The sequence below is a fragment of the Qipengyuania flavescens genome (assembly GCF_029688735.1).
Taxonomy (GTDB): Bacteria; Pseudomonadota; Alphaproteobacteria; order Sphingomonadales; family Sphingomonadaceae; genus Qipengyuania.
Map to the genome: position 1 here is coordinate 224,809 of NZ_JARULD010000001.1, position 18,972 is coordinate 243,780.

General features: G+C 64.0%; 20 protein-coding genes and 3 tRNA genes. 15 read left to right on the forward strand and 8 right to left on the reverse strand.

Annotation, left to right across the window (positions count from 1 at the left end):
- Positions 1-71: 71 nt before the first annotated feature.
- The 3 genes from P8R33_RS01105 to P8R33_RS01115 are packed head-to-tail and all read left to right on the forward strand — an operon-like array spanning position 72 to position 4,060.
- A complete protein-coding gene (locus tag P8R33_RS01105) occupies positions 72-1,637 on the forward strand; it encodes an amidohydrolase family protein (RefSeq protein WP_278327145.1) in 1,566 nt (521 codons plus the stop codon).
- Positions 1,638-1,679: 42 nt separating this feature from the next.
- Entirely contained in the window at positions 1,680-3,485 is a 1,806-nt protein-coding gene (locus P8R33_RS01110; protein ID WP_278327146.1) for an ABC-F family ATP-binding cassette domain-containing protein, read from the forward strand.
- Complete coding sequence (locus tag P8R33_RS01115; RefSeq protein ID WP_278327147.1) at positions 3,482-4,060, forward strand: uracil-DNA glycosylase family protein; 579 nt, start codon at positions 3,482-3,484, stop codon at positions 4,058-4,060. The genes P8R33_RS01110 and P8R33_RS01115 overlap by 4 nt, the downstream gene beginning before the upstream one ends.
- Here P8R33_RS01115 and P8R33_RS01120 read toward each other — a convergent pair.
- Positions 4,045-4,518, reverse strand: coding sequence for a DUF6456 domain-containing protein (locus P8R33_RS01120; protein WP_278327148.1), 474 nt, complete (start codon positions 4,516-4,518; stop codon positions 4,045-4,047). The genes P8R33_RS01115 and P8R33_RS01120 overlap by 16 nt on opposite strands.
- Positions 4,519-4,606: 88 nt before the next feature.
- On the opposite strand from P8R33_RS01120, the gene P8R33_RS01125 reads away from it, so the two are divergent.
- Positions 4,607-5,179, forward strand: a complete 573-nt coding sequence (locus P8R33_RS01125; protein WP_278327149.1) for a helix-turn-helix domain-containing protein — start codon at positions 4,607-4,609, stop codon at positions 5,177-5,179.
- A complete protein-coding gene (locus P8R33_RS01130) occupies positions 5,176-6,366 on the forward strand; it encodes a glycosyltransferase (protein WP_278327150.1) in 1,191 nt (396 codons plus the stop codon). The genes P8R33_RS01125 and P8R33_RS01130 overlap by 4 nt, the downstream gene beginning before the upstream one ends.
- A gap of 9 nt (positions 6,367-6,375) precedes the next feature.
- Here the strand turns inward: P8R33_RS01130 and secF are convergent, their stop codons facing one another.
- From secF to yajC, 3 genes are read right to left on the reverse strand one after another with little or no spacing between them, the layout of a single operon-like run.
- Complete coding sequence (secF, locus tag P8R33_RS01135; protein WP_278327151.1) at positions 6,376-7,353, reverse strand: protein translocase subunit SecF; 978 nt, start codon at positions 7,351-7,353, stop codon at positions 6,376-6,378.
- 13 nt (positions 7,354-7,366) lie between these two features.
- Entirely contained in the window at positions 7,367-8,965 is a 1,599-nt protein-coding gene (secD, locus tag P8R33_RS01140) for a protein translocase subunit SecD (protein ID WP_278327152.1), read from the reverse strand.
- 19 nt (positions 8,966-8,984) lie between these two features.
- Positions 8,985-9,311, reverse strand: a complete 327-nt coding sequence (gene yajC, locus P8R33_RS01145) for a preprotein translocase subunit YajC (protein ID WP_278327153.1) — start codon at positions 9,309-9,311, stop codon at positions 8,985-8,987.
- A 232-nt stretch (positions 9,312-9,543) separates the two neighbouring features.
- Between yajC and P8R33_RS01150 the strand changes: the two genes are divergently transcribed.
- Both P8R33_RS01150 and P8R33_RS01155 read left to right on the forward strand, forming a co-directional pair.
- Positions 9,544-9,620, forward strand: a tRNA-Pro gene (locus P8R33_RS01150).
- A 134-nt stretch (positions 9,621-9,754) separates the two neighbouring features.
- Entirely contained in the window at positions 9,755-10,168 is a 414-nt protein-coding gene (locus P8R33_RS01155; protein WP_278327154.1) for a holin family protein, read from the forward strand.
- A gap of 40 nt (positions 10,169-10,208) precedes the next feature.
- Here the strand turns inward: P8R33_RS01155 and P8R33_RS01160 are convergent, their stop codons facing one another.
- Positions 10,209-10,442, reverse strand: a complete 234-nt coding sequence (locus P8R33_RS01160) for a hypothetical protein (RefSeq protein WP_278327155.1) — start codon at positions 10,440-10,442, stop codon at positions 10,209-10,211.
- 94 nt (positions 10,443-10,536) lie between these two features.
- Between P8R33_RS01160 and P8R33_RS01165 the strand changes: the two genes are divergently transcribed.
- The 4 genes from P8R33_RS01165 (at position 10,537) to P8R33_RS01180 (ending at position 13,635) form a co-directional block, all read left to right on the forward strand.
- Positions 10,537-10,971: a type II 3-dehydroquinate dehydratase gene (locus P8R33_RS01165; protein ID WP_278327156.1), complete on the forward strand. Its 435-nt coding sequence runs from the start codon at positions 10,537-10,539 to the stop codon at positions 10,969-10,971.
- A gap of 73 nt (positions 10,972-11,044) precedes the next feature.
- Positions 11,045-11,539, forward strand: coding sequence for an acetyl-CoA carboxylase biotin carboxyl carrier protein (gene accB / locus P8R33_RS01170; protein WP_278327157.1), 495 nt, complete (start codon positions 11,045-11,047; stop codon positions 11,537-11,539).
- Between the two features lie 9 nt (positions 11,540-11,548).
- Positions 11,549-12,901, forward strand: coding sequence for an acetyl-CoA carboxylase biotin carboxylase subunit (gene accC / locus P8R33_RS01175; protein ID WP_278327158.1), 1,353 nt, complete (start codon positions 11,549-11,551; stop codon positions 12,899-12,901).
- Positions 12,902-13,074: 173 nt separating this feature from the next.
- On the forward strand, positions 13,075-13,635 hold the full coding sequence (locus P8R33_RS01180) for a hypothetical protein (protein ID WP_278327159.1): 561 nt from the start codon (positions 13,075-13,077) through the stop codon (positions 13,633-13,635).
- 12 nt (positions 13,636-13,647) lie between these two features.
- On the opposite strand, the gene P8R33_RS01185 is transcribed toward P8R33_RS01180, so the two are convergent.
- The 3 genes from P8R33_RS01185 to P8R33_RS01195 all read right to left on the reverse strand — a co-directional run bounded on the left by P8R33_RS01185 (position 13,648) and on the right by P8R33_RS01195 (position 15,667).
- The gene (locus P8R33_RS01185; RefSeq protein ID WP_278327160.1) at positions 13,648-14,442 is read right to left on the reverse strand and encodes a class II aldolase/adducin family protein; all 795 of its coding nucleotides are present in this window, start codon (positions 14,440-14,442) and stop codon (positions 13,648-13,650) included.
- Positions 14,443-14,758: 316 nt separating this feature from the next.
- Positions 14,759-15,187, reverse strand: coding sequence for a GFA family protein (locus P8R33_RS01190; RefSeq protein ID WP_278327161.1), 429 nt, complete (start codon positions 15,185-15,187; stop codon positions 14,759-14,761).
- 12 nt (positions 15,188-15,199) lie between these two features.
- Positions 15,200-15,667, reverse strand: coding sequence for an Lrp/AsnC family transcriptional regulator (locus P8R33_RS01195; protein ID WP_278327162.1), 468 nt, complete (start codon positions 15,665-15,667; stop codon positions 15,200-15,202).
- Between the two features lie 230 nt (positions 15,668-15,897).
- Here P8R33_RS01195 and P8R33_RS01200 point away from each other — a divergent pair, with 230 nt between their 5' ends.
- The 4 genes from P8R33_RS01200 (at position 15,898) to P8R33_RS01215 (ending at position 18,948) form a co-directional block, all read left to right on the forward strand.
- On the forward strand, positions 15,898-17,673 hold the full coding sequence (locus tag P8R33_RS01200; RefSeq protein WP_278327163.1) for a sensor histidine kinase: 1,776 nt from the start codon (positions 15,898-15,900) through the stop codon (positions 17,671-17,673).
- A 35-nt stretch (positions 17,674-17,708) separates the two neighbouring features.
- A complete protein-coding gene (locus P8R33_RS01205; protein WP_278327913.1) occupies positions 17,709-18,710 on the forward strand; it encodes a polysaccharide deacetylase family protein in 1,002 nt (333 codons plus the stop codon).
- Between the two features lie 57 nt (positions 18,711-18,767).
- Positions 18,768-18,844: transfer RNA gene (locus P8R33_RS01210), tRNA-Ile, on the forward strand.
- Positions 18,845-18,871: 27 nt separating this feature from the next.
- Positions 18,872-18,948: transfer RNA gene (locus P8R33_RS01215), tRNA-Pro, on the forward strand.
- Positions 18,949-18,972: the final 24 nt, after the last annotated feature.

Here is an 18,972-nt window from a genome sequence, read left to right on the forward strand (position 1 = left end):
GCCGCGTATCGTTGCAAGCTTCACAGCCCCCTTCTCCTGATCTAGGGCGCAAGACAGGCAGGGAGAAATCGATGACATTCCGCAAACTGGCACTCGCGGCGCTGCTGGCGCTCGCCCCGGCAGCCCTATCCGCGCAGCAGATGGATGCCGTGCCCGACCGCGCGGCCGGCGAAGGCGAAGGGCCGTTCCCGCGCATGCTGATTGCGGGTGCTACAGTAATCGAAGGCAGCGGTGCGCCGCCCGCCGGACCGATCGATATTCTCATCGAGAACAACCGCATCGCCGCCCTCTATCCTGGCGGCGCGCCTGCCAATGTCCGCAGCTCTGCCAGCAAGGTGGTCGAGGCGGGCGGAATGTATGTCCTTCCCGGCTTCGTCGACACGCATGGCCACAATGGCGATCCGTCGAAAGCCAACCAGCCGTCCTACGGCTACAAGCTGTGGCTGGCCCATGGAGTGACGACCGTGCGCGGGGTCAGTTTCTATTTCGGCCCGAACCAGCCCGATCTGACCGACACCGCCCGTAGCGCGGCAAACACGATCGCCGCACCGCGGCTGATCCCCTATGCCGTGTTCGGCGACAAATGGTCGCGCGGTGCGCCCGATACGCCTGCCAAGGCGCGCGAGTGGGTCCGCTGGGCCAAGGCGCAGGGGTATTGGGGCATCAAGTTCTTCAACTCCGCCACTCCCGATGTGCTGGAGGCTGCGCTGGATGAGGCGGAGACGCAGCAGATGGGAACCGTTGCCCACCTCGCGCAGACCGGCGTCGCCGAAATGAACGCGGGTGAAGCCGTCGATCTCGGCCTCGATGGGGTCACCCATTTCTACGGCCATTTCGAGAGCCTGCTGAAAGACGGCGCGCTTCCCTATTACCCGGAAGACTACAATTACTTCGACGAGCAATCGCGCTTCGGCTGGGTCGCACGGCTGGCCCCGCAGGCCGTCCAACCTGGCAGCGACGAATGGGAGACCTATGTCGACGCGCTGGTCGAAAGCGGCGTGACGCTCAGCCCCACCTTCAACATCTATTCCGCCAGCCGCGATGTCATGGCAGCCAAGAACCGTGACTGGCATGCGCGCTACAGCCTGCCGTCGCTGATGGATTTCTACGCTCCCAGCGCCACCAACCACGGAAGCTACTACAAGGATTGGAGCACCGAAGACGAGGTCGCCTGGCGCAATTTTTATGACAAGTGGTTCCGGCTGACGAAGGACTTCCACCGCAAGGGCGGCCGCGTCACCGCCGGCTCGGACCCCGGCTATATCTACCAGACCTGGGGTTTCGCCTATATCGGCGAGTTGGAAATGCTGCGCGAGGCAGGGCTCGCGCCGCTCGAAGTGATCCGCGCCGCGACGCTCGATGGCGCGCGCGAAATCTACGAGCCGCGAGGTATCGAGCCGCCGATGGGCCGTATCGCGGTTGGCCAGCTGGCCGATCTCGTGATCGTGCCGGAAAACCCGCTCGCCAATCTCAAGGTGCTGTACGGTACCGGCCACACGCGGTTGAATTACGAGACCGGGGCGATCGAGCAGGTCGGCGGGGTGCGCTGGACCGTCAAGGACGGCATCGTCTACGACGCGCCCCAGCTGCTCGAAAGCGTCGCCGCAATGGTCGAGGCGCAGAAGGCGGCGCGCTAACCGCTTGCAGCATTGGGGCCGCGCGCCTACCTCGCGCGGCCTATGGCACAGCCCCCGATCCTCAGCCTCGAAGGCATGGCCCTGCAGCAGGGCGGCAAATGGCTGTTCGGCGGTCCCGACCACGACGCGCTCGACCTCCACATCGGTCCGCGTGACCGGCTCGCGCTGATCGGCCGCAACGGCGTCGGCAAGACGACGCTGTTCCGCATGATCGACGGCCAGATCGAGACCGATGCAGGCGAGCGCAAGATCAAGCCCGGCACGCGGATCGTGCTGCTGGAACAGGATCCGGACCTTACCGGCCATGCGACGCTGATGGAGTGGGCGCTCGACGGCACGCACGCGCCGCAAGAGCACGAGGTGGAGGCCATCGCCGGCCAGCTCGGCATCGACATGAGCCGGGAGACGAAGGGCGCCAGCGGCGGCGAGAAGCGCCGCGCCGCCATCGCCCGCGCGTTGGCGCAGGATCCCGACCTGCTGCTGATGGACGAGCCGACCAACCATCTGGATCTCGGCGCGATCGACTGGCTGGAAGGCTGGCTCGACCGCTACAAGGGCGCCTTCGTCGTCATCAGCCACGACCGGACGTTTTTGAAGCGCCTCACCCGCGCGACCATCTGGCTCGACCGCGGCAGCCTGCGCCGCAAGGAAGTCGGCTTCGGCGGTTACGAGGCCTGGGAAGAACAGGTCTATGCCAAGGAAGCGCGCGCGGCGGAAAAGCTCGATGCAAAACTGAAGCTGGAGGCGCACTGGTTAGAGCGCGGCGTGACCGCACGGCGCAAGCGCAACCAGGGGCGGCTGGAAAAGCTGTGGCAGATGCGCGCCCAGCGGGCTTCGATGATTTCGGCGGGCGGCACGGCCAAGCTGAAGCTGGCGACCGAAGAGGACTTCAAATCGAAGTCGGTCATCGTCGCGGAGAACATCACCAAGAGCTATGACGATCGCACGATCATCAAGCCCTTCAGCCTGCGCATACAACGCGGCGACCGGATCGGCATCGTCGGCGCGAACGGCGCGGGCAAGACGACGCTGCTCAAGATGCTTACGGGCGAACTGGAGCCCGACAGCGGCACGGTGGAGATCGCCAAGACGCTGACCGGCGTGATGATCGACCAGCAGCGCCAGCTCCTCACTGCCGACAAGACCGTGCGGCAGGTTCTGGCCGAAGGCGGCGACTGGATCGACGTGCGCGGCAATCGCAAGCATGTGCAGGGCTATCTCAAGGAGTTCCTGTTCGATCCCAAGATCGTCGACATGAAGGTGGCGGTGCTGTCGGGCGGCGAACGCAGCCGTCTCTTGCTGGCGCGCGAATTCGCCAAGGCCTCGAACCTGCTGGTGCTGGACGAGCCGACCAACGATCTCGACCTCGAAACGCTCGACCTGCTGCAGGAAGTGATCGCGGATTACGAGGGCACGGTGCTGATCGTAAGCCACGACCGAGACTTCCTCGACCGGACGGTGACGGTGACGCTGGGCCTCGACGGCACGGGCCGCGTCGATGTGGTCGCGGGCGGATACGAGGACTGGCAGGCGAAGCGGCAGAAGCCGGTCGAAAGCAAGACGAAATCCGACAAGTCGGAGAGCGCACCCTCTCCTCCCCCGCCGCCGCAGAAGCCGACCAAACTGAGCTACAAGGACCAGCGCGACTTCGAGCAATTGCCCGCGCGGATCGAGGAACTGGAAGCCGCCATCGCGAAAGGCGAGACGATCCTGTCCGACCCCGACCTCTACACCTCCGACCCGCAGCGTTTCGCGACTATCTCGCGAGGCATTGAGAATGCGCGGACCGAGAAGGACGCGGCGGAAGAACGCTGGCTGACGCTGGCCGAGCAGGTCGAGGCGATGTGAGCGCCGAGGCGCTCAAACGCGAAATCCGCGGCTGCACGCTGTGCGCGGAGCACCTGCCGCTCGGCCCTAAACCCATCGTCCAGTTCAGCGTGACCAGCCGCGTCGTCGTGATCGGGCAGGCACCGGGACGGATCACGCACCAGGCAGGCCTCGCCTTCGACGACAAGTCCGGGCAGCGGCTGGCCGAATGGCTCGGCGTGGGTTTCGATACGCTCCACGATCCGGAGCTTTTCGCCATCGTCTCGATGGGCTTCTGCTATCCCGGCAAGGCGAGCGGAGGCGACAAGCCACCCCGCCCCGAATGCGCGCCCACATGGCATGAGCGGGTGTGGGAAGAATTGCCCGCCGACCGCCTGACGCTGCTCGTCGGCACCTACGCCCAGCGCGCCTACCTGCCCGAGACCAAGAGCTGGACCATGGTCGAGCGCATGCGGCGCTGGCGAGACTTCCTGCCGCAGTTCCTGCCCCTCCCCCACCCCGCCTGGCGTAGCACGCTGTTCATGCGCGACCATCCGTGGTTCGAGGCGGAAGTGCTGCCCGCTCTGCGCCGAGAAATCGCTCAGCGGATCCGGTAGAAATCCGCCACCCTATCGAGCGCGAGCTTGAGGACCAGCTTGCCGCTGCGCGCGGGCCATTCGAGCGCCTGTTCCGCATCGGGCAACCCCTCGCAGGCGCAGGCGACGCGCCAGAGGATGTCCTTCAGCCCCGGTCCCACTTCCGCCATCGCGCCATCGAAGCGCGACTTGGCCGACAATTGCCGCTCCGATGGCGTCAAGCCGTCGCCACCGCCGCCATCGACGCGGACCGGGTCCCAGCGCATGGTCACCGATGGCGAGAGCTGTGCCCGCTCGTAATCCGCGCGTAGCCGCTCGCCGGCATCGAACTGGCGATCGGACAAATGTCCGCGCGAATGGAGCCAGGTCAACGGCGATTCAGCGTGGTTCACGGTGACACTTCGGCGGCGGGCTCGGGCGCTGCCTGCACGACGCGGACCCTCGGGCGTGAGTTCGCGTTCGACGAGTTTACGGGGCATCGGTTTCTCCTGTGGTTGGAAAAACCGCTTGCGTCGGAGAGCTTCGTGTAGGAAAGTCGAAAAACCAAATCGGTTATTGGGACAGGCGATGATCAACCGCATACGCGACATCCGCAGGCAAAAGGGCATGACGCTCGCCGATCTCGCGGTGGCCTGCGATCCGCCTACGACCCCGCAGACTGTCGGGCGACTCGAGACGGGGATGCGCAACCTTTCCATCAAGTGGATGGACCGCATCGCAGCCGCGCTCGACGTCGATCCGGAGCTGCTGGTCCGCTCGGAGAAGGCAGCGCAGCCGCAGATCGTGGCGTCGCTCGAGAAAGCCGGACCCGAAGCGCTCGCTTCACCTCGGGACGCAATCCTCGCTACCGATCTGGGCAGCGAAGGCGCGCTCATGGTGCTCGACATCGCCTACCCCCATGGCGAATACCGACCCGGCGACCAGCTATGGCTGCGGCAGCTCGACCCGTCCGAGGCCGCCCGCGCGATCAATCGTGATGTGCTGGTGCCGAAGAAGGGCGGCCGCTTCGCCTTCGGGCGGCTGATCGACCGACAGGGCGATCTGCTCGGCGTACTGCCGCCGGGACAGGGGCAGAAGCAAGACGTCATCAAGGATGCGCCCTGGATTGCCGTCGCCGAAATGCTGGTCCGCAAGCTGTGAGTGTCATCAAGACCCGCCGGGTTCTCTCGCTCTCGACCCTGTTCCCCAACGCCGCCCAGCCCCGCTTCGGCATCTTCGTCGCGAAATCGCTCGCAGCGCTTCAGCGCGACACGCATTGGGAGGTCACGCTCGTCAACCCGATCGGACTGCCGCCAGTCGTATTCGGCCATTATCGCGACCTGCGCGAGGCTGCCGTCGAAAGCGAAGAGTTCGGCCTGCCCGTACATCGCCCGACCTTCCGGCTCATCCCCAAGGTCGGCGGGCGGCTCAACCCCGCAAGCATCGCCCGCGCCGTGTTGCCGCTGGTCGAGCGGCTCCATCGCGAGAACCCGTTCGATCTGGTCGATGCGCAATTCTTCTATCCCGACGGGCCGGCGGCGATGGCAATTGCCGAAGCGCTGGGCCTGCCCTTCACCGTGAAGGCGCGCGGGGCGGACATCCATTACTGGGGCTCGCGCAATTACGGGCGCAAGGCGCTGCTCGAGACCGGAAAGCGCGCAACAGGTTTGCTCGCGGTGTGCAAGGCGCTGGTCGACGACATGGCATCGCTGGGCATGCAGCGCGAATCGATTGCCATCCACTACACGGGTCTCGACCGCGATCTCTTTCGCCCGCTGGACCACACGGGGTTGCGGCGTACGATCGCCGAGACCTACGGCTTTCCCTACGATCCGAAGGAGCGGCTGCTAGTCACCGTCGGCGCGCTGATCGAGCGCAAGGGTCAAGGCATCGTGATGAAAGCGCTGGGCGACCTGCCCGACGCGCGGCTCCTTCTGGTCGGCAAGGGCGAGGAGGAAGACTGCCTCAGAAAGCTCGCAGTCGAACTCGGCATTGCCGACCGGGTGCATTTCCTCGGCAGCCAGCCGCCATCGAGCCTGCCGCCGATCCTGTCGGCAGCCGACGCCATGGTGCTGCCGTCGAGCAGCGAGGGACTGGCCAACGCCTGGATCGAGGCGCTCGCCTGCGGCACTCCGCTGGTCATCACCGACGCCGGAGGCGCGCGCGAGGTGGTGCAGTCGCCCGATGCGGGGGTGATCGTCGCCCGCACACCCCGCGCCGTGCGCGAAGGCATCCATCGCGTTCTCGATCGGCCGCGCGATCCGCAAAAGGTCGCGCAGACGGTCGAGAATTTCAGCTGGGAGGCCAATGGCAAGGCCTTGGCCGTCTATTACGATACGCTGGTTTAGACCCGCACCCTAGACGACGCCGCGTGCCTTCTTCTCCTGCACGTCGGCAACCGTTTCCTCCGGCACGAAGCTGTCGCTGGTAACTCCCAGCCAGACCAGGATCGGCGCGGCCATATAGACCGAGCTATAGGTACCTACGAACAGGCCGAGCGTGATGCCTGCAACCATGCCGAACAGGCTTGCCGGACCGAACATCAACAGCGGCAACAGCGCAACGAACAGCGTCAGCGAGGTCATCACGGTACGCGCCAGCGTCTCGTTCACCGAGAGGTCCAGCAGCTCGGGCAGCGGCATCTTGCGATACTTCTTCAGGTTCTCGCGGATACGGTCGTAGACGACGATGGTATCGTTCAGCGAATAACCGATAATCGCGAGGATCGCGGCAATGATCTGGAGGCTGAATTCCAGCTGGAAGAGCGCGAACATGCCCAGCGTCAGGCTGACGTCGTGAAACAGTGCGAACAGCGCGCCGACGCCGAATTGCCATTCGAAACGGATCCAGATGTAGAGTGCGATCGCGGCCATCGCAGCCAGCAACGCATAGATCGCGGTCATGCGGAACTCGCCCGACACCTTGCCGGACACATTGTCGTTCCCGTCGAGGCGGAAGTCGGGATATTCCGCCTGCAACGTGCTCACGACCTTATTGGCGGCTTCCTGCGCGGCTTCCTGATCGGCAGCAACATCGTCGGGCAAGCGCACGCGGATCGAGACCTGGTTGTCCTCGCCGAAGCGCTGGACGACGGGGGAACCATAGCCGAGCGCTTCCACGTCGTCGCGCAGCTGCGCGACCGGCGCTTCCGCGCTTTGCGTGAAGGTTGCGCGCACTTCCAGACCGCCAGCGAAATCGACGCCGTAATTGAGGCCCTTGGTCATCACCAGCGCCCAGCTCGCCGCGATCAGCAGGATGCTGACCACGAAGAACGGGATGCGCCACTTGAGGAACTTGATGTTCGTATTGTCGGGGACGAGTTTCAGAAGTCGCATATCTCGCCTCCTCCTATAGGTTCAGATCGCTGGGCCGCGCCTTGCGCAGCCAGGCGGCGACCCACATGCGGGTGAGCGTCACCGCGGTGAAGACGCTGGTGAACAGGCCGATGACCAGCACCACCGCGAAGCCGCGGATCGGGCCGGAGCCGAACAGGAACAGCAACACACCGGCGATGAAGTTGGTGACATTCGCATCGTAAATAGCGCGGCTGGCTTCCTTGTAGCCGGTCTCGACCGCAGCGACCACGCGGCGGCCACGCGCGCGTTCTTCGCGAATACGCTCGTTGATCAGCACGTTGGCGTCCACCGCCGCGCCGATCGTCAGCACGAAGCCGGCGATGCCCGGCAGGGTCAACGTAGTACCAAGGCCGGCCATGATACCGAGCAACATCAGTATGTTAATGACCAGAGCTATCGTCGCATAGACCCCGAAGCGGCCGTAGCTCGCGATCATCAGCGCGATGACCAGCAGCGAGCCAATGGCCATCGCCAGCATGCCGCTGCGGATCGAGTCGGCGCCAAGATCGGGTCCGACGGTGCGTTCCTCGACCACTGCCAGCTCCACCGGCAGTGCGCCGGAGCGCAGCGAGATGGCGAGGCGGTTAGCCGTTTCGACGCTGAATCCACCGGAAATCTGCGCGGTCCCGCCACGGATCGGTTCGTTGATATTGGGGGCGGACAAGACCTGCCCATCGAGTATGATAGCGAAGGGTTTACCGACGTTTTCGGTCGTCAGCTTGGCAAAACGACGGCCGCCATCGCTATCGAACTGGATCGTAACCACAGGCTCGTTGGTCTGCGGATCGAAGCTTTGCTGCGCGCCGGTGAGATTGTCGCCGCGGATACCGCCGAGGCGACGCACGGCGAGATTCTGCCCGGCAAAGTCGGAGGTCGCGGCGTATGGATAAATCTCGCTTCCCGGAGGCGCGCGGCCCTCGGCCACATCGCTCGGCAGGGCGTTCTGGTCGACCAGCTTGAATTCCAGCTCGGCCGTTTCGCCCAGCAGAGCTTTCAACTGTTCGGGATCTTCGAGACCCGGCACCTGAACCACGATACGCGTGTCGCCCTGGCGGATAATCGTCGGTTCGCGCGTGCCGAGCTCGTCGATACGCTTGCGGATGACTTCGATCGCGCTTTCCATCGCGTCGTTCACGGCAGTATCGGTGCCGTCTGCCGTGGGCGAGAGGATCATGCGGTTGCCGTCCTCCATCGTCAGATCCCACTCGCGCACCAGGCCGGTGCCGTTGATCGACGGCAGCATGACTTCGCGCGCCTGGTCCATCTGCGAGGGATCGTCGAGGATGAAGCTCAGCTGCCCGCCACGGGTCGAGACATCGCCGATGCGGATGCGCGGTTCGGCATTGCGCATCAGGCTGCGGACGTTCTCCTCCATGTTCTCGAGCCGCTGCGCCGCGACATCGGCGGGATCGGCTTCCAGAAGGATGTGGCTACCGCCGGCAAGGTCGAGGCCGAGATTGACCATCGGCTGCGGCAAAGCATCGGGCCAGCGGACACTGGTCGCCGACAGCAGCGAGGGCAGCGCGGCGAGCATGGCGATGATCGCGATCGACCACAGCCAGACCTTACGCCAGGTGGGAAAATCGAGCATGTTGGCTTGCGTCCCCGGCTCAGTCGTTTGCAGCGGGCTTGCCGCGCGAGGACAGCACTTCGCCGATGGTGGTGCGGACTGCTTTCACGGTCATGCCCTTGGCCAGTTCGACGTGGACGAAGTGATCCTCGACCTTGGTGATCTTGCCGACAAGGCCGCCCTGCGTGACGACTTCATCGCCCTTCTGCAGCCCCGCAACGCGTTCGCGATGCTGCTTCTGCTGGCGCATCTGCGGCCGGATGATCAGGAACCAGAGGATCAGCAGCATGCCGAGCGGCAGGATCCAGCCGGTCCATGCGGGAGGCGCGCTTCCAGCGGAACCGGCGGCGGCAAGAAGATCGAGCATTGAAATATACCTGTCGAAATGAATGAACGACCGGTCGCAGATGGGCGGCGAATGCAGGCCGTTCAAGCCCGCCCCGCACCCTCACGTCCGAAGTGCGGGCGCGGTTAGCAGCAATGCCGGGCACTAGCAACGAATTGGACGCACACTGCGTGCAAACTTGCGTGAGAGCTTGAGTCAGACTGGCGCTTGCCATGCACGGGCGTGCCGCCTATAGGGCCGCCTCCACTGGTTTCGGGATGTAGCGCAGCCTGGTAGCGCACCATACTGGGGGTGTGGGGGTCGCTGGTTCGAATCCAGTCATCCCGACCAGTGGTTTCCCTCCTGACGAACCGGTTTTCGCGGCAGTCTCGCACTGCGTGCGCGCTCACGGCTTCGGGACCTCTTTCCTACACGAACCGATCTGGTTAGCTGTTGCGCCGTTCCTAACCGACGGAGACCGCGCCATGCCCCTCATCGATTCGCTTATCGGCCCCATCGCTTCGATCATCGACAAGGTGATCCCGGACAAGGAAGCGCGTGCCAAGGCCAAGCTCGAACTCATCGCGCTGGAGGGTACGCAGGAACTGAAGACCATCGAAGCGCGCCTCTCCGCCATCGTCGCCGAAGCGCAAAGCGCCGACCCCTGGACCAGCCGCGCGCGCCCCAGCTTCCTCTATGTGATGTATGCGCTGATCCTGTTCAGCGTGCCGATGGGCGTGATCGCCGCCTTCGTCGCGCAGACCGCGCACGACATCGGCACCGGAATGACGCACTATCTCGCGGCACTGCCGGACGCGCTTTATGCCCTATTTGGTACTGGGTATCTTGGATATACGGCGGCGCGTCAGTGGGGGAAGGTAAAGGGGAGCGATCAGTAGTGCTGCCCCTCAAGGGCGGCGTTTGGGTGGTTTGCTGAAGCTAGTAATAGCTCTCTACGAAGCGAAAAATTTTCATGCAGAAAAACCACACACCATAGCCGAATGTCGCCATCAATGGCGCCGCCCAGAGTATTTTCGGGTCAGCGTTCCATCCGAGTGCGAATGCCCAATCCAGCGCTGCCCAGAGCCGGAACATCAGCAGGCCAGCCACGATCAGACCAAATAGAAAATTGACTGTATTGCGCTGCTGCGAAACGAACTCTTTCGTGCTCATGAGTGACAGATTACAGATAATTATAACGTCCGCAATCGGGTCGTTAGCGGACAGGCCGCTTCTCACCCGCCCCAAGTCCCGCTAACCCTCCCCCATGACCGCAACCGTCTTCGTCCTCAACGGACCCAACCTCAACCTCCTGGGCACGCGGGAGCCGGAGATTTACGGCTCGGACACGCTCGACGATATCGGCCGGATGCTTGATGCCAAGGCGCAGGACCTCGGCCTTGCCATCGACATGCGACAAACCAATCACGAGGGCGTCTTGGTCGACTGGCTGCACGAGGCGCGCGAGGTCGGGGCGAAGGCGGTGCTGCTCAATGCGGGGGCCTATACTCACACCTCCATCGCGCTGCTCGATGCGATCAAGGCGATCGGCGTGCCGGTGATCGAAGTGCACCTCTCCGACCCCGCGAAACGCGAGGAATTCCGCCACATATCCTATGTCGGCATGGGCGCGGTGGACGAGGTCAAAGGCCTGGGCCCCCGCGGCTATGCCGTAGCGTTGGAGAAGGCTGCGGCGCTCTAAAACACGCCTGCCACCCCTTGTCTTGCGCGCCGCTGCGGCGCATAGGCGCTGCAAAGCTACAACAAGGGTAACCATGGCCGATCACAAGGGCAGCGCCGGCAAGTCCGGTATGAACATCGACATCGCAATGGTCCGCGAACTGGCGGAAATGCTGGCCGACACCGGCCTCACCGAAATCGAGGTGGAAGACGGCGACCGCATGATCCGCGTTTCGCGCGGCGGCGGCCTGGCGATGGCCCCGGCGCAGGTGGCCGCTCCGGCAGCGGCACCCGCAGCCGCTCCGGTCCCTGCATCTGCCGCTCCCACCCCCGACGCGGCGCCCGCTGCGGACCATGCCGGTGCGATCAAGTCGCCCATGGTCGGCACCGTCTATCTCGCGCCCGAGCCGGGAGCATCGGACTTCGTCAAGGTCGGCGACAGCGTGAAGGAAGGCCAGACCCTCGTCATCGTCGAGGCGATGAAGGTGATGAACCCGATCACCGCCGACAAGGCCGGAACGGTCAAGGCGATCCTCGTCGAGAACGCCCAGCCGGTCGAATTCGACCAGCCTCTCGTCGTCATCGGCTGAGGTTTCCAAGTGGCCGATATCAAACGTATCCTCATCGCCAATCGCGGCGAAATCGCGCTGCGCATCCACCGTGCGGCGCATGAAATGGGCATCGAGACGGTCGCGGTGCACTCCACCGCAGACGCCGATGCCATGCACGTCCGCCTCGCCGACCATGCGATCTGCATCGGCCCGCCGAGCGCAACCGACAGCTACCTCAACATCGCCAACATCATCTCGGCCGCGGAAATCGCCGAGGCCGATGCGATCCACCCGGGCTACGGCTTCCTCTCCGAGAACGCCAAGTTCGCCGAGATCGTCGAAGCGCACGACATCAAGTGGATCGGCCCGAGGCCCGAACATATCCGTACCATGGGCGACAAGGTCGCGGCCAAGAAGAGTGCCGGCGACCTCGGCCTGCCGCTGGTGCCCGGCTCCGCAGGCGCAGTCTCCGACATCGCCGAGGCGCGCGAGATCGCCGAGGAGATCGGCTATCCCGTCATCATCAAAGCCGCCAGCGGCGGCGGCGGGCGCGGGATGAAGGTCTGCGAGAGCGAGGACCAGCTTGAAACGCTGATGCAGCAGGCCGGCAGCGAGGCGAAAGCCGCCTTCGGCGATGCGACCGTCTATATCGAAAAATACCTCGGCAATCCGCGTCACATCGAATTCCAGGTGTTCGGCGACGGCGAAGGCAATGCGATCCACTTGGGCGAGCGCGACTGTTCGCTCCAGCGGCGGCACCAGAAGGTGCTGGAGGAAGCGCCCTCCCCCGTCATCACGCATGAAGAGCGTATGCGCATGGGCGAGGTCTGCTCGAAGGCGATGCGCGACATGGGCTATCGCGGCGCGGGCACAATCGAGTTCCTGTGGGAAAACGGCGAGTTCTACTTCATCGAGATGAACACTCGCCTGCAGGTGGAGCATCCCGTGACCGAGGCGATTACCGGCGTCGACCTGGTGCGCGAACAGATCCGCATAGCGGCGGGCAAGTCCCTGTCGGTCACCCAGGACGAGATCGAGTTCAAGGGCCACGCTATCGAATGCCGCATCAATGCGGAAGACCCGTTCACCTTCACGCCCAGCCCCGGCAAGGTCACCTATTACCACCCGGCCGGCGGCATGCATGTGCGCGTCGATAGCGGGCTCTACGCCGGCTATTCGATCCCGCCCTATTACGACAGCATGATCGCCAAGCTAATCGTCTACGGCCGCGACCGCGACCGCTGCATGATGCGCCTCAAGCGTGCACTGGACGAAATGGTGGTCGAAGGCGTGAAGACGAACATCCCTCTGCATCAGGAACTGCTGCTGCAAGAGGACGTCCGGACCGGCGACTACACCATCAAGTGGCTCGAGGACTGGCTGAAGGAGCGTGTGGGCTGAACAGCGAGGTCATCGAGGCCGTTTATCGCGCATTCGCAGACGAGACGCGTCCAAGCTATCTCGACCGATCCCCCCATCGTGATTCCGATGAAGATCGCGTGCTTGGCAAACTGGTATCAGTCGACCTGCGCGAGCTTCCAAATGAGGTAATAGGTCCATACGCAGGTTGGGCGATGACCACCGTCGGGGGCTCGGGAGAATATCGGTATTTTCTGCCGCGCATCCTGCAACTAGCAATCGAAGATCCGACATGGCTTGGCCTTGAGCCGCCCCTGCTTGCATGGCGCATCCGGAAAAGCGGCTGGTCCAATTTCAGCCGGGAAAAACGAGAGGCTGTGTCGAGGCTTTTCGCCCATGCGTTGGCTACAGGTGTTTCTGCGCATCCGTTCGGCGATACTAGCTATCTCTCATGGTGGAGCGGCGCGGCAGCCCTCGATTGGCCGGTGGAGCGCGGGTATGAAATTATCCGAGGCATTCACGGCCACAACGTCGCACTGCAGCTCGCTACTTCTATCGTCGACGAATACCCCACTCTCTTAAAGAAGGGCCGCCTTAAAGCGCAGTTTGCTGACGAGTATGAGGGCGACGCCGCGTTGAATGCGATGACCCGCTTCCTCCTGTCGGATGAGACCGAGGCTAGGATCATCGAAGCTTCAAGCAGCGCGAGCGACTACGAGGTCTCGATGATACTCGAGCCTGCCTTGACCTATATCGAGCTGATTCGGTCTACCTGACCGGACCTCACATCAATCCCGGAAACTCGGATCGATCCGGTCGAGCTTGCGCAGCAGCGCAGGCCAGGCGAGCCCGTCTGCGACCATGCCCATGCCGGCGGCGGGCGTCTGCGATTGAACCTTTTGCGGCGTGCCCTGCGGGGGATTGTTGAGGTTCTCGCGGCCCGCGCTCAGCATGCGGACCTGCGCGGTGCAAGCGCGCTCGATGAAATAGAGGCGCAGGAAACACTGGGCCACCGTCTTGCCGATCGCCAGCGTGCCATGGTTGCGCAGGATCATGGCGTGCTTGTCGCCCATATCCTGGACCAGCCGCTCGCGCTCTTCGAGATCGGTCGCGATGCCTTCGTACTCGTGATAGGCGATGTCGTGGCGTGCGATCATGCCGGTTTGCGTGTGCTCCATCAGCCCTTCGGACATTGCGCTCACTGCCTGCCCGTCTGGTGTGTGGAGGTGCATCACGGCATGCGCATCCTCGCAATTCATGTGCAGCGCGGAATGGATGGTGAAGCCCGCCGGATTGACCGGATGCGTGGTCTCGATCACCGGCTGGCCCTCGGTGTCGATCTTGACGAGGCTGGAAGCGGTGATCTCCTCGAACATCATGTCGTAGGGGTTGATCAGGAAGTGATGCTCCGGCCCCGGCACACGCGCGGACAGGTGCGTGAAGATCAGATCGTCCCAGCCGTAGAGCGCCACCAGCCGGTAGGCCGCCGCGAGATCGACGCGGACCGCCCATTCCTCTTCGCTGACCGAGCCGCGGATGTGGCTGTCGTCATTGGCGGATTTGGTTTCGAGTACGGTGGCCATGGGTCTCTCTCCGGATGTAGCTTTGTGCGCACCGTACACATCGGCGCTGCCCTGCTCAAATCCAAACCTTCGCGAATCATGCCGCGAATTGGTGGTTCGACATGCAGGACCCTAAAAACCACTAGCCTTCATGCGTTTCGACGACACGCCCGCCCCAAGACCTGTTGGTCAAACTGCGCGCCGACAAGTCAGAGGGTATCGACCTAATATCAAAGGTATCGAACTCATATCGGGCGAGGACGGCCTGCAGTGGCTAGCCGCCTTTTACGACGCCCACCCCAACCGACCGGATCTGTCCACTATCGAGCAGTTGCGCTCAGTCGAAGGTGAAGCCTGCCGCTTCGGCCTCGGCGATGACCTCGGCGCCGGTCTGGCGGGGATGATCGCCTTGGATGCGGCACCAATCCGCCGCTTCGTCGACGAAAATTTCCTTCTCGATCGTGTGCGACGCGGCGGCATCGAACAGGCCGGCGGAGAAGCTGCGATTGCCGGTGGGCAGGAAGCGGAACCACAGGTGGCTGCCGCACGTCCCGCAAAAGGCTCGCTCTGCCCAGTCGCTCGAGCGGTAGACGCTGGCCTTGTCCTCGCCCTCGATCATGACCGATTTACCCGTCTGTGCGGTGTAGATGGCTCCGCTCCAGCGGCGGCACATGTTGCATTGGCAGATTTCGATCTCGTGGGCGGGTCCTTCGATGGTGATCCCGACCGCGCCGCACAGGCAATGGCCCTGTATCGTGTCGGTCATCGCAGCGCCTCCTTATTTACCCAGCGGCACGCCAGGCTCACTCTTGCTGGTGCGGATCGTCAGCGATGTCTTCACACTCGCCACATTGGGCGCCGGAGTCAGCTTGCTGGTAAGGAATTCCTGGAAGCTTTGCAGATCCTTGCTGACGATTTTGATGATGAAATCGATCTCGCCGTTAAGCATGTGCACCTCGCGCACTTCCGGCAGGTCCCGCATAGCTTCTTCGAACTCGCGCAGCGCGTCTTCGGCCTGGCTCTTCAGGCTGACCATGGCGAATACCGTGATCGAGAAGCCTAGCTTCCCCGGATCGAGATCGGCGTGGTAGCCCTTGATCACGCCCTCGTCCTCCAACGCGCGGACGCGGCGCAGGCACGGCGGAGCGGTCAGGCCGACCCGGTGGGCCAGCTCGACATTGGTAATGCGCCCTTCGGCCTGCAATTCGCCCAGCAGCTTGCGATCGATTTCGTCGAGATTGGCCATGACCCATGAGCCCCTAAAATGCGTTTGTCCGTTATCCCGGTCCGGCATGCATCGCGAAATGTTAACAACGCATCTGGAGCCTCTTGGCTAACATTATTATCTTTGCCAGCAATTGTCCCGCTTTGCAACGCGAAGGCAAGTTTCCGTTCATCGTAAACCTTACACGGATAGAAAGCGAAAAAGTGTCATGGTTTACCCTTCGCAAACCTTGATGCCGCACCGGAGTATCCATGCATTTTGACGACCGCCTTGCCACAGTGTTGCGCCACCGCGCGACGGGCGAGCGTGCGGGCAAGACGCAGTTTCGCCAACTGATCGACCTGCTGGGCGAGCGGCCGCAGGCGGGCGACCCGGCGTTGAAGGCGGCGGCATATCTGCGTCTGATCGCATTGGCGGAGATGATCCCGGTCGATGAGCGCGCACGTATCGTAGGCGAGAACGGCTGGCGGTTCCGCAATCCCGAACTTGTGAAATGGTTCGGCGAGGCGCATCCGAAGATCGCCGCCGCGGCGCTCTATCGCGCGCATTTGACGGGTGAGGAATGGGAGAGTCTCATCCCCCGCCTGCCGATCCGCGCGCGCGGTTTCCTTCGGCACCGTCGCGACCTGCCCGAAGCTGCCGTACGCGTGCTCGACCGGCTGGGCGTGCAGGACCGCGCATTGCCCCTACCCGACATGCTGGAGCTGCTGGACGAGGCGGAGCCGACCGAAGCGATCAAGGCTGACCTGCCCGCGGAGCCACCGCCGCTGGTGCTGTCGGCAGCGAACGATGGCGACGACACGAACACCGATGTCCCGCCGGATGGAGAGCCTGAAGAGGACGTTCCCGCCGCTACTCCCGCCCCCTCTCCCGCCACGACCGGCGGCATCCGCGCCCTCGTCGACCGGATCGAGGCGTACAAGCGCAACCGCGGAAGCACCGGCGGCGAGGCCCCGTCCCTGCCGCTGGGCGATCCGGAACCGGCGGTGCAGCGCAAGCCGGTCGCCAGCTTCCTGTTCGGCACCGATGCCGAGGGCCGAATCGACTGGGCAGAAGACGGGATCGCGCCCATGGTGGTCGGCACCGCGCTCGCCCAGCGGCGCGGCGATGGCGCGGGCGGAGACGATTTCGCTGCTGCTTTCCTCAATCGCAGGCCTGTTCGCAGCGCCATGCTGACGCTGCGCGGCGGCGAGGCCATCGCGGGCGAATGGACGGTCGATGCCGCGCCCCGCTTCACGCGCGGCGAGGGCCGGTTCTACGGCTATGTCGGGCGCTTCCGCCGGGCTGTCGCGGCGAGCGACGACCGCCGCCATGACAGCGCTGATCGCCTGCGCCAGCTCCTCCACGAACTGCGCACGCCGGTTAATGCTATGCAGGGCAATGCGGAGGTCATCCAGCAACAGGTCTTCGGCCCCACGCCGCACGAATATCGCGCGCTGGCCGCTTCGATTGCCGGGGACAGCGCACGCATCCTCGCGGGCTTCGACGAACTCGACCGGCTGGCACGGCTCGAAACCGGCACGCTGGAATTGGAGCCCGGAACGGCGGATTTCGCCGCCATCGCGCATGCGCAGATCGACCAGCTGCAATCGGTCCTGAAACCGCGCGTCGCCAGCTTCGCCACGCAGCTGGAAGCCGATGCCGCGCTGCTGCCGATAACGAGCGGCGATGCAGAGATGCTCGCCTGGCGCGTATTGGCCACGATCGCGGGCGCGACCGGTGCGGGCGAGACGATCAAGCTCTACTTGCGCACGGAAGACGGGCAGGCGACCCTGCGCGCCCAATTGCCGGCTACGCTGGCCAGCGCAAACGACGTCTTCTCTCACGAAGCGCGCGGCGGTACCGGAGCGGTCAGCGCCGGGATCTTCGGCGCGGGCTTCTCCCTCCGTCTTGCCCGCGCGGAGGCGCGCGCAGCGGGCGGCGAATTGTCGCGCGACGACCAGTGGTTGATCCTCTCGCTGCCGCTCTTGACCGGGGAAGAGGCGCTGCCTAGCCCAGCCAATACGCCGGGTCGCGCGGCGGGCTGATCATTCGCCATTGGACACGCCGGGGGGCAAGCGACATTCAACACGCGAATCTTCTCCATCCGCCGTCGCGCAATCAGACCGTCAGCTTTGCACCCGATTTCGGGCAGCGGGCGCTTCTGACCGTCGATGCCGAGGAGGAATTCGACTGGACGGGCGACTTCTCGCGCCAGGGTTATACGCTCGACCACGTGCCGCGGATCGCGAAGTTCCAGCAGTTCTGCGGTTCGCTTGGCATTTCGCCGGTCTATCTGATCGACTGGCCCATCGCGCAGTCACCGATCGCGCAAGACATTATCGGTGGTGCTGTGGCCAAGGGCGAGGCCGAGGTGGGCGTCCAGCTGCATCCGTGGGTCAATCCCCCCTTCGACGAAGAACTGACCCGCCGCACCAGCTTTTCCGGCAATCTGCCTCCCGACCTCGAGCGCGCCAAATTCCGGGCCTTGCGCGATCTTATCGAGGAAAAATTCGGCGCCGTCCCCCGCATCTACCGCGCAGGCCGCTATGGCGTGGGGCCTGCAACCGCCGCGATGCTTTCGGAGACCGGCATCGCCATCGACAGTTCGGTGCGCTGCCGCTTCGATTACAGCGCCGAAGGCGGGCCCGATTTCCGCGCCCATCCTTGCACACCCTATTGGACCGACACGCAGCGCAAGCTGCTCGAGTTGCCATTGACCACGGTCTACTGGGGCATGCTGCGCAAACAGGGCGACGCTCTGTTTCCGCTCGCCCGGAACTCGGCGATGCTCACAAGCCTTTTTTCGCGCCTCGGCCTGCTCGAGCGCATCGCGCTCACACCCGAAGGCACGTCGGCAGAGGAAGCCCTCAAGGCCTTGGACATCGCGCTCGACGATGGGCTGCCGGTGCTCACGCTCAGCTTCCACAGCCCGTCATTGTCGCCCGGCCACACACCTTATGTGCGCAGCGAAGACGACCTCGACCGCTTCTACGACTGGTTGCGGACCGTTTACGCCTACCTCGACCAGCGCGGTGTTCGGTCGACGACGGTTGCGGAAATCATCGATTCCGTCGTTGTCTAGCGGCTTGCCAGTCCGGCGCCGTGCCGCTAGGCGCTTGCCTCCGCATGCGGTGCATGGGGGCCTGTAGCTCAGTTGGTTAGAGCTGGCCGCTCATAACGGCTAGGTCGCGGGTTCGAGTCCTGCCGGGCCCACCATCTACAGCAAATTGCGGGACATCCGGTCGGGGAGTGGCGCAGCCTGGTAGCGCACTTGTTTTGGGTACAAGGGGTCGCTGGTTCGAATCCAGTCTCCCCGACCATTTGTCTCTTGTCTTGGTCAAGCA

Coding starts and splice junctions, on each gene's coding strand:
- P8R33_RS01105 (WP_278327145.1), top strand. CDS start 72: ATGACATTCCGCAAACTGGCACTCGCGGCGCTGCTGGCGCTCGCCCCG.
- P8R33_RS01110 (WP_278327146.1), top strand. CDS start 1,680: ATGGCACAGCCCCCGATCCTCAGCCTCGAAGGCATGGCCCTGCAGCAG.
- P8R33_RS01120 (WP_278327148.1), bottom strand. CDS start 4,518: ATGCCCCGTAAACTCGTCGAACGCGAACTCACGCCCGAGGGTCCGCGT.
- P8R33_RS01125 (WP_278327149.1), top strand. CDS start 4,607: ATGATCAACCGCATACGCGACATCCGCAGGCAAAAGGGCATGACGCTC.
- secF (WP_278327151.1), bottom strand. CDS start 7,353: ATGCGACTTCTGAAACTCGTCCCCGACAATACGAACATCAAGTTCCTC.
- secD (WP_278327152.1), bottom strand. CDS start 8,965: ATGCTCGATTTTCCCACCTGGCGTAAGGTCTGGCTGTGGTCGATCGCG.
- yajC (WP_278327153.1), bottom strand. CDS start 9,311: ATGCTCGATCTTCTTGCCGCCGCCGGTTCCGCTGGAAGCGCGCCTCCC.
- P8R33_RS01155 (WP_278327154.1), top strand. CDS start 9,755: ATGCCCCTCATCGATTCGCTTATCGGCCCCATCGCTTCGATCATCGAC.
- P8R33_RS01160 (WP_278327155.1), bottom strand. CDS start 10,442: ATGAGCACGAAAGAGTTCGTTTCGCAGCAGCGCAATACAGTCAATTTT.
- P8R33_RS01165 (WP_278327156.1), top strand. CDS start 10,537: ATGACCGCAACCGTCTTCGTCCTCAACGGACCCAACCTCAACCTCCTG.
- accB (WP_278327157.1), top strand. CDS start 11,045: ATGGCCGATCACAAGGGCAGCGCCGGCAAGTCCGGTATGAACATCGAC.
- P8R33_RS01180 (WP_278327159.1), top strand. CDS start 13,075: ATGACCACCGTCGGGGGCTCGGGAGAATATCGGTATTTTCTGCCGCGC.
- P8R33_RS01185 (WP_278327160.1), bottom strand. CDS start 14,442: ATGGCCACCGTACTCGAAACCAAATCCGCCAATGACGACAGCCACATC.
- P8R33_RS01190 (WP_278327161.1), bottom strand. CDS start 15,187: ATGACCGACACGATACAGGGCCATTGCCTGTGCGGCGCGGTCGGGATC.
- P8R33_RS01195 (WP_278327162.1), bottom strand. CDS start 15,667: ATGGCCAATCTCGACGAAATCGATCGCAAGCTGCTGGGCGAATTGCAG.
- P8R33_RS01200 (WP_278327163.1), top strand. CDS start 15,898: ATGCATTTTGACGACCGCCTTGCCACAGTGTTGCGCCACCGCGCGACG.